The organism is Cupriavidus sp. FW305-26 (assembly GCF_058787975.1).
The window spans coordinates 1-7,249 of record NZ_JBYTAH010000134.1; the positions used below are offsets into that span (position 1 = coordinate 1).

General features: G+C 60.1%; 7 protein-coding genes and 1 pseudogene. All 8 read left to right on the forward strand.

Annotated elements, in window-relative coordinates:
• Positions 1 to 504: pseudogene (locus AC3WQZ_RS35060) on the forward strand (conjugal transfer protein TrbJ); the annotation flags it as partial.
• Positions 501 to 1,550 (forward strand): type IV secretion system protein, encoded by a 1,050-nt coding sequence (locus AC3WQZ_RS35065; protein WP_454749599.1) that lies wholly within the window; start codon positions 501 to 503, stop codon positions 1,548 to 1,550. The pseudogene AC3WQZ_RS35060 and the gene AC3WQZ_RS35065, both read left to right, overlap by 4 nt.
• A complete protein-coding gene (locus tag AC3WQZ_RS35070) occupies positions 1,550 to 2,809 on the forward strand; it encodes a TraI domain-containing protein (protein ID WP_454749616.1) in 1,260 nt (419 codons plus the stop codon). Before AC3WQZ_RS35065 ends, AC3WQZ_RS35070 begins: the two co-directional genes overlap by 1 nt.
• Positions 2,809 to 4,665 carry a conjugative transfer system coupling protein TraD gene (gene traD, locus AC3WQZ_RS35075; RefSeq protein WP_454749600.1) on the forward strand — a complete coding sequence of 619 codons (1,857 nt, stop codon included), beginning with the start codon at positions 2,809 to 2,811 and terminating at the stop codon, positions 4,663 to 4,665. The genes AC3WQZ_RS35070 and traD overlap by 1 nt, the downstream gene beginning before the upstream one ends.
• 6 nt (positions 4,666 to 4,671) lie before the next feature.
• Positions 4,672 to 5,178: a hypothetical protein gene (locus AC3WQZ_RS35080; protein ID WP_454749601.1), complete on the forward strand. Its 507-nt coding sequence runs from the start codon at positions 4,672 to 4,674 to the stop codon at positions 5,176 to 5,178.
• A 10-nt stretch (positions 5,179 to 5,188) separates the two neighbouring features.
• Positions 5,189 to 5,446, forward strand: a complete 258-nt coding sequence (locus AC3WQZ_RS35085; protein ID WP_454749602.1) for a hypothetical protein — start codon at positions 5,189 to 5,191, stop codon at positions 5,444 to 5,446.
• A gap of 3 nt (positions 5,447 to 5,449) precedes the next feature.
• Complete coding sequence (locus AC3WQZ_RS35090; protein WP_454749603.1) at positions 5,450 to 6,067, forward strand: IncC plasmid conjugative DNA transfer DtrJ family protein; 618 nt, start codon at positions 5,450 to 5,452, stop codon at positions 6,065 to 6,067.
• Between the two features lie 58 nt (positions 6,068 to 6,125).
• Positions 6,126 to 6,971: an ATPase gene (locus tag AC3WQZ_RS35095; RefSeq protein WP_454749604.1), complete on the forward strand. Its 846-nt coding sequence runs from the start codon at positions 6,126 to 6,128 to the stop codon at positions 6,969 to 6,971.
• The last annotated feature ends 278 nt before the right edge of the window (positions 6,972 to 7,249 follow it).

Sequence of the window (7,249 nt, forward strand, 5' to 3'; positions counted from 1 at the left end):
CAGCTGGACGCCATCAAGGACGACATCGGCAAATACGACGTCTACGGCGTGACGCTGAAGGATCTCTATGGCACGGTCTCCGAGAATGCCGACTACCTGAGCAAGGTTCAGAGCATGGTGGCCGCATCCGGAAAATCCAGCGGGCAGTGGCTTGAGGATCAGCGCACGCTTCTCGCCAACGGCGACAAGACCGCGAAGAACCTGTTCAACCTGGGGAACAGCGTCGTCAAGAACGTGCAGACCCAGGCCAAGCGGCGCCAGAAGATCCAGAAGGAAATGAAGCTGACCGGCACGGCACAGGCTGCTGCCGAAGCGACGAACGAGATGCTGGATGTCCTCGCAAATCAAAACTCCGATCTGCTGCAGATCATGAGCGCGAAGACGCAGTCAGACGCCGACAAGGATCAGAGGGCACTGGCCGTCGAAGCCGAGTCGGTAGACGCCGCGCGCCGGCTGCAGGCAGAACGCGAACAGCAACGTCAGCGGATCCTGAACTTGAAATGAGCCACCACTCGCTGGTCCGACACGCCCTCTGTGCAATGCTCACCGCGCTCGTCTTCAACTTGCTCACCTTCTTTTCCTGCGTTGCAGTCGCACAGGAAGCGACCAGCAGTGCGGATAGTGCCACGGCCGCAAGTGCTGGCGCACCTGGCGAGGTCGGTCAAGGCATCAAGAAGGCGCTGGACAAGATGAACGGCATGCGAAGCGGGCTCATCCAGGCTGCAGTTGGGCTCAGCGAGCGGACGCGACCTGACGCCAACAAGATCGCATTCGGGCTCGGGGTAATCACCCTCGTCTTCGCCGGCCTACGATTCGCGGCAACGAGCGACGCAGTATCCGCGTGGACGGATCTCTTTGAGACCTTTCTGGTAGTTGGCATCTTCGCGTCTCTCTATGCCAGCTACACCAGCTTTGCGCCCGGCCTGTTTGTTTGGTTCAACTATCTCGCCCAAGCGATCAACGGGGGTGCAGACATCTACAACGTCCCCATCTCGTTGGCAAGGACGGGAGGCAGCTTTTACGACTCCGTGCTGAGGACACTACTCGCGGGGTTCGCTAACCCACTCAAACTGATTGATGCCGTCGTCTCAGCGATTCTGTTCGGCTTGGCATTCATTGCGGTGCTGATTGCCGCCTTGATCTACTCCTGGTTCATTCTGGTGGGCCACCTTCAGGTAGCCGTAGGCATCGTGGTGGGCCCGCTAGCCGTTGCATTTGGCATGGCGGACATCTCCCGAAAATACTTCACAGCGTGGCTGGACTACATGATCACTGGTTCGATGTATATGGTTGTCGCCGCCATCATCTCTCAGCTTGTGAGCGCGACACTGCTCAGCATCGTCACAGACGTTGGCAACATCGGCACGGACACGCTTCTTGCTGCAAGCTATGCACTCAGTATTGCAATCCTATTGGGCTTTGTCGCCCTGGAGATTCCGAAGATCGCCGGATCTCTCTTTGGAACTGGCGGCGGGGTGAGTGGCACCGGTGGGATGAAGATGTTTGGGCGCGGAGCCTGGAACCTCGGCAGGAAGTTGGCAGGGAAATGATGACCCCTCACATTCACCTTTCGGCTTCCGCCCTTCTTTCCTCCCAAGCCGACCGCGTCGCGCTCATCCGACAGTACGCCAACGAAGCGGACGGCGCGGACTTCAACAGCAAGTGGCTTGATGTGCTGGAGCGTTGTGCAACGTGGTTCTCAAGTATGCCACTGCGGCACAACGAGCACGCCGAGGCCGGTGGTGCTTTTCGCGCAACGGTTGAGGCGGCCTACTTCGCCATGCGCCTGTCTGGCGCGCAGAAATTCGCGGCCAATCAGACGTCGGAACGCCGCAGGCAGCTGGAACCGCAATACCTGTATGCGCTCTTTCTCGCCGCGTGCTGCTCCCGCCTTGATGAGTCAAGCCGGCACTTCCAATTCTTTCGGGACAGGGATGGGGCGGAGTGGATCCCCGCCGTGCATGGAGCCTTCGGTCCGTGGGTAGGCGATGACACGTATCGCGTCACCCGTCGCGATGCGGTGCTCCCGCTTGAGCGCATGCGCACCGCGTTGCTGGCGCGCGAGATTCTTGGTGCCGACCGGCTCGCACAGTTCGACGGCCAGGTCCTCGCTGATCTGTTTAGCGCCATCAACCCCGAGCCTCGACCGACCGGCCTCGAGACCTTGCTTCACAAGGTTGTCCGGCAGGCCATCGACACAGTGACACAGTTCGAGATCAAAGCCCGCCGCGCCGCCTTTGCGCCCGACACGACGCCTGCACCGAGTGTCGAAGCGCTAACCGCCGCAGTAGATTCGACCCAGATCAAGCCACCCGCCGCACCAGCAGCGGCGCAAGCCGATTCGACATCGGGCCCGGAGAACGCGAGCACTGTGGTGGTGTCGCAGATGGATAAGGAAGCGGGCCCTGGAACTGGCGAAGCCCAGTCTCAAGCCGAGTCAGCCGAAGGCACGCAACGCGAGGTAGCGCGAAGCGTCGTACAACTCGACGGCACCAAGTCGCTGCGCCCCGATCAGACTGCCGACCCGTTCAAGGAAGCCTTGGCGGGTGCGTCCAACCTGATGCGCGAGTTCTTCAGGGCGCTAGCACAGGACGTGGCAGCGGGAAAGGTGAAGGTATCGTGGGTCGACAACAAGCTCGCAGTCAGCAAGCGCATGCTCGGCAGCTACGGCATCGCTTCCGAGACGCTCATCGACAACCTTCGCAAGTTCCAGCTGCTCTACAAGATCGTCGGCCAAGACATCCTTCTGGTTGACAAGGTGGCGACCCTCATCGCGTCCCGTCCGCAATCCCCAGAGAGCAGCGAGTGATGCACCACTACATCAATCACTTTCGGCCCATTTATGAATTCCGGGCCGCGATCGGGTGGCTTCTTGCCGCAGCGCTGATGTTGCTAAGCGATATGCCGAGCGCCGGATATTTTTCCCTGTTCTGCGTTGGCATGCTGCTGTTCCGGTCGACACAGGTTTGGCGCGCGCTGAAGTTTCGGCTGGCCATCTCCACCAAGTGGCTTGCGGTCCTTCCGATCGAGGCGCTGCTCGCGCTGAGCGCTCGCATGCGAAAGACCGACGATGCCATGTATCTTGGCACTGGCTTTGAGTGGACACAGAAGCATTGCCAGATCGCGCACGACATCCTTCGCATGCCGTCAAGCGATATTCCCGGCTTGCCGCGGTGGCTGCCGCAGCCTATAGTCGAGCGAGTCGAGAAGCTGTTCGCGCCTGCGGGCAGCATCGCCGACCATTCGCCTCAGGGGAAATCATGGATTCACGGCATGGAGCCAAAGAAGATCCAGGTGCCCTTTCACTACAAGGCGATGCCTGGCCATACGTCGGTGAGCGGCACGACCGGCTCAGGCAAAACCAGGACCTACGAGGTCATTTCGACCCAGGTCATCCACAATCCCAACGACGTTTTGATCGTCATCGACCCCAAGAATGACGGCGAGTGGGTCGCACGTGTCAAGCGCGAGTGCGAGCGCACTGGGCGCAAATTTCTATACTGGAAGCAGGCTGCTCCCTCGCAGTCCATCCGCCTGAACCCGCTGGAAAATTGGTCTCAGCCCTCGGAAATCCCGACCCGCATCGCCCAGCTGATGGAGGAAGGACCATTCCGCCAGTTCGCCTTCCTATTCATTGACCGCGCGGTAAAAGGCGAACTCTACGTCGGCGACAAGCCGAACCTGCGGTCTATCCTCCAGTACGCCCAGAACGGCATTAACAATCTTCTAGATCGCGCGCTGCAGCGCTTCTTCCCTGAAGCCGGCAAGTCGGATTGGGAAGAGGAGGTGATGGGCTACATGCAACAGGTTGGCCAGCGCCCAGGCGGTACGCGCTTGGACGGGATGGCCCGGCTCTACATCGAGCGCTTCTCCGACAAAGGGAATGGCCACGAGGCTATCGATGGCCTCATTGCTACGTTCCAGCATGATCGGGACCACTACGGCCGGATCATCGCCTCCGCCCTACCCTTGCTCCAGATGCTGGCCACCGGCGAGACGGGCCTCATGCTGGCGCCGAAGGCGGACGACTTCGACGATGACCGTGAGATCTGGGACATCGATAAGGTCATCAAGCAGAAGGCGGTGCTTTACGTGGGTGCCGATTCCCTCTCGAACTCTCTGGTTGCACAGGCTGTCATGTCGATGCTGCTGGCCGACATTGCATCCGTCGCCGGTGCGATCTACAACTTCTACGCCACGCCGCCGGAAGTTGTCCTGATCATCGACGAGGTGGCCGAGGCGATCAACGAGCAGATGCTGCAGCTCCTGAACAAGGGCCGTGGCGCTGGCTTCAAGGTCTTCGCTGCTTACCAGACCCGCTCCGACGTGACCGCCAAACTCGGAAACGTGGCCAAGATGCACCAGGTTTTGGGGAATTTGAACAACCAGATCGTCTTACGATTGGAAGATATCGACACGGCCCAGTGGTTCTGCGAGAAGGCCGGCACGACGGCCATCCGAAATGTCGTGGTGTCGAGCAGCACGAGCACTGGCACCGAGGCGCATGTCGGGGAGTTCAGCGGATCCGTCTCACGTTCGACCCAGCTTGAGAAAGCGCCATTGATTCCGTATGAGCTGATCATGCAGTTGCCTAATCTGCAGTACTTCCTGCGTATCTCCGGTGGCTCCGTCTACCAGGGTCGAATTCCAATCATCCAAGGTTAAAGGTCAATGCGCACCAGCCTGTTACGACAAATTGCCAAGGAATACAAACTCTCCGCGAAGCTCTCGCCCGTGTTCATCGTCTCGCCAGACCTGGACGACGTATGCACGCGGGTGGTCGATTACATCGGCGTGAACTTCCGCGTGCGTGAAGACCCGTTGGTCAAGGAGATGCTGACAGACGCTATCGCCGCCTGGCGCGCCGCTCGAAAACATGGTGACGCCAACGTGGCCTTCATGAAAGGTCTGTTCGGCCGTGCCCATGATCTCTACGCCAAGCGCTACGCCGCATTCAAGGGCGAGAAGTACAACGTTTGGTATCCCTATCACGAGTCGATCCCCTCTTTCGAGCAACGTCAGCCCATCGGCTACGTCTGCCAGGTGGTCGACGAACCGGTCCCCGGGAACGTGACGCAGCGATGCGCGGCATTCCAGTTGGCCGCGCGCGTGCTGACGGGGTACGGCTTTACCCGCTACTTCGAGAACTACGATGTCGCTCGAGACTTTGCACACTAGGGCGAGGCAATTGCTCGCTTCGCTGCGCAAGACGCAGCCGCGGATCGCCGCACGGCTCTTTCGCGTCGACGAGGCCCTCGCATTCGAGATGCAGGCGTGGATTGCCGCAAGGAATGCGGACGCGCCGATACCAAGCACATTCCTGCTCGGCAACGCGGGCCCGTGCTTCGCGCTGATTGGCATCGCGGCGCGCAAGCCGGCGTTGTTCTGGGGCGCGCTCGTGGCGATTCCGGCTCTCCCAGTTCTGCTCGCCCTGCACTGGATCTGAGCCATGGCCAACAGTCGATTCGTCTCCCATGTGCGGATGTGGATGCTAGCGGCGCCACTAATGATATGTGCCCTCGCTCCGTTCATACAGGACGATGCCGCATTCGAGGTGAGTGAAGCGGAACAGCGTTCGGTTGAACATGTGCTCGGACAGCCCAAGGCGGACAAGGCAACAACGGTAGCTAACGACCGCTTTGATCGATGGTTTGTCCGGTCTGGTGCGTTGCGGGCATCGTTCTCGGGATCGGATGCGAACACGGCGCTGCCCGATGCCGGCGCATCCGAATTCGGGCGTGGTTGGATGCGGCACTTCTGGTTGACCATCTATCGGGCGGTCTATCGATCGGCCGTTGCACATTACTGGTTGTTTGGCGGGATGGTGCTGCTTGTTGCGCTGCTCAACGACGGCGCCGTGTCGAGAAAGATTCGAGCCGCGGGCGCTGGGTTCGCGAACCCGGTGACGTTTCACGTCGCCGCACATGGCTTGCTGCTGTGCTTCGGCTTCGGTGCATCCGCCCTGCTGCTTCCGTTTTCCCTGCTGGCCTACTGGTGGACCTTCGGCGTCGGCCTGGTTGGCTTGCTCAGCTGGCGCCTTGCGGCGTCATTCCACGTCGGCAAGTAGTCGACACCATCTTTCTGAATGCCCAAAGGCCAAGTGGCTGGCCATCCAAGGAGAAAATATGACCACTACCGATCTGTCCCCTGCCGAGTTGCCCGCTACGGCAAGCGATGCGCTCGATCAACCACTGACCGGTGTAGCGGCCGACACTGCCGGCGGCATGGATCGGCCCGATGACGTCGAGTCGGAGCTGCTTGAGATGGAGGCGTCTGCCGACGCCCTGCGCAAGGAAGGCATCATTTCAACGGCCGACCTGGAGAAGAAGAAGGCCGAGGTCGAGCGTACCCGGAAGCTGTTCCGCGAACTCTCGCCCGAAGACCGCCAAGCCATCGTTCGCCGGCGACGTGAACTGGGTCGTCAAATTCTTGAACGCGAACTCGCCGGCGCAGCCGTGGTGGCAGTCGGGCTGAAGCTGAACCATACACGCCTGCGTCCGCTATTCGAGCAATGGTGGCCGTACATGAACCGCATGTCGCTCAACCTGCAGCGCTTCGGTCAGTCGACCTTCTCGCGCAGCGAATTATCGACCATCGAAACGTTCCTGGAGCGGGAGTTGGCAAAGCTCGAGGACTATGTCGACGAGCAGCTGCGCGTTGCTACAGCCTACCGTCAGCAGCGCGAGCAGGAGATGCGGGCTAAGGACGACATCGTTTTCGAACCGACGATTACGTGGCCGTCTGTTGAGCTGGAGGTCCAGGCCTACTCTCGTTTTGCCGTTCGCGCACTCCAGGTGCTCATTAAATTTGATCAGACCATGGACCAGTTCGATTTCATGGTTTGGAACGGCATCCGCGACATGACGGACGTGAATGACGAGGTCACGCGGTTCCTGCGCAAGTTCCAGCCGCTCGGCCTCCGTTGCTATACGACACACCTGAAGCTGATGACCACCGTTCGCGGCGTCTGACCGTCCGCCTGCACGGTCCCGCTCAGTCATACCAAGTCCCACCCGGCCCTAGTTTCTACCTCCGTTTGGAAGCAAGAGGATCGGCACTCTGTGGGGACGCAGTGATGGCTAGTGGGACCACGTGGGACATGCTCCCACCTTCGAACGAATCAATAGACGTCGACATCTGCCCCGAGGTACCACTTCGGGGCACCTGCTGTATTGAACCGGCACCAAGTGCCACTTACTGCCACACTGCGATCGCCATGTCGCTCGAAAAGGTATTGGAAGGACTGAAC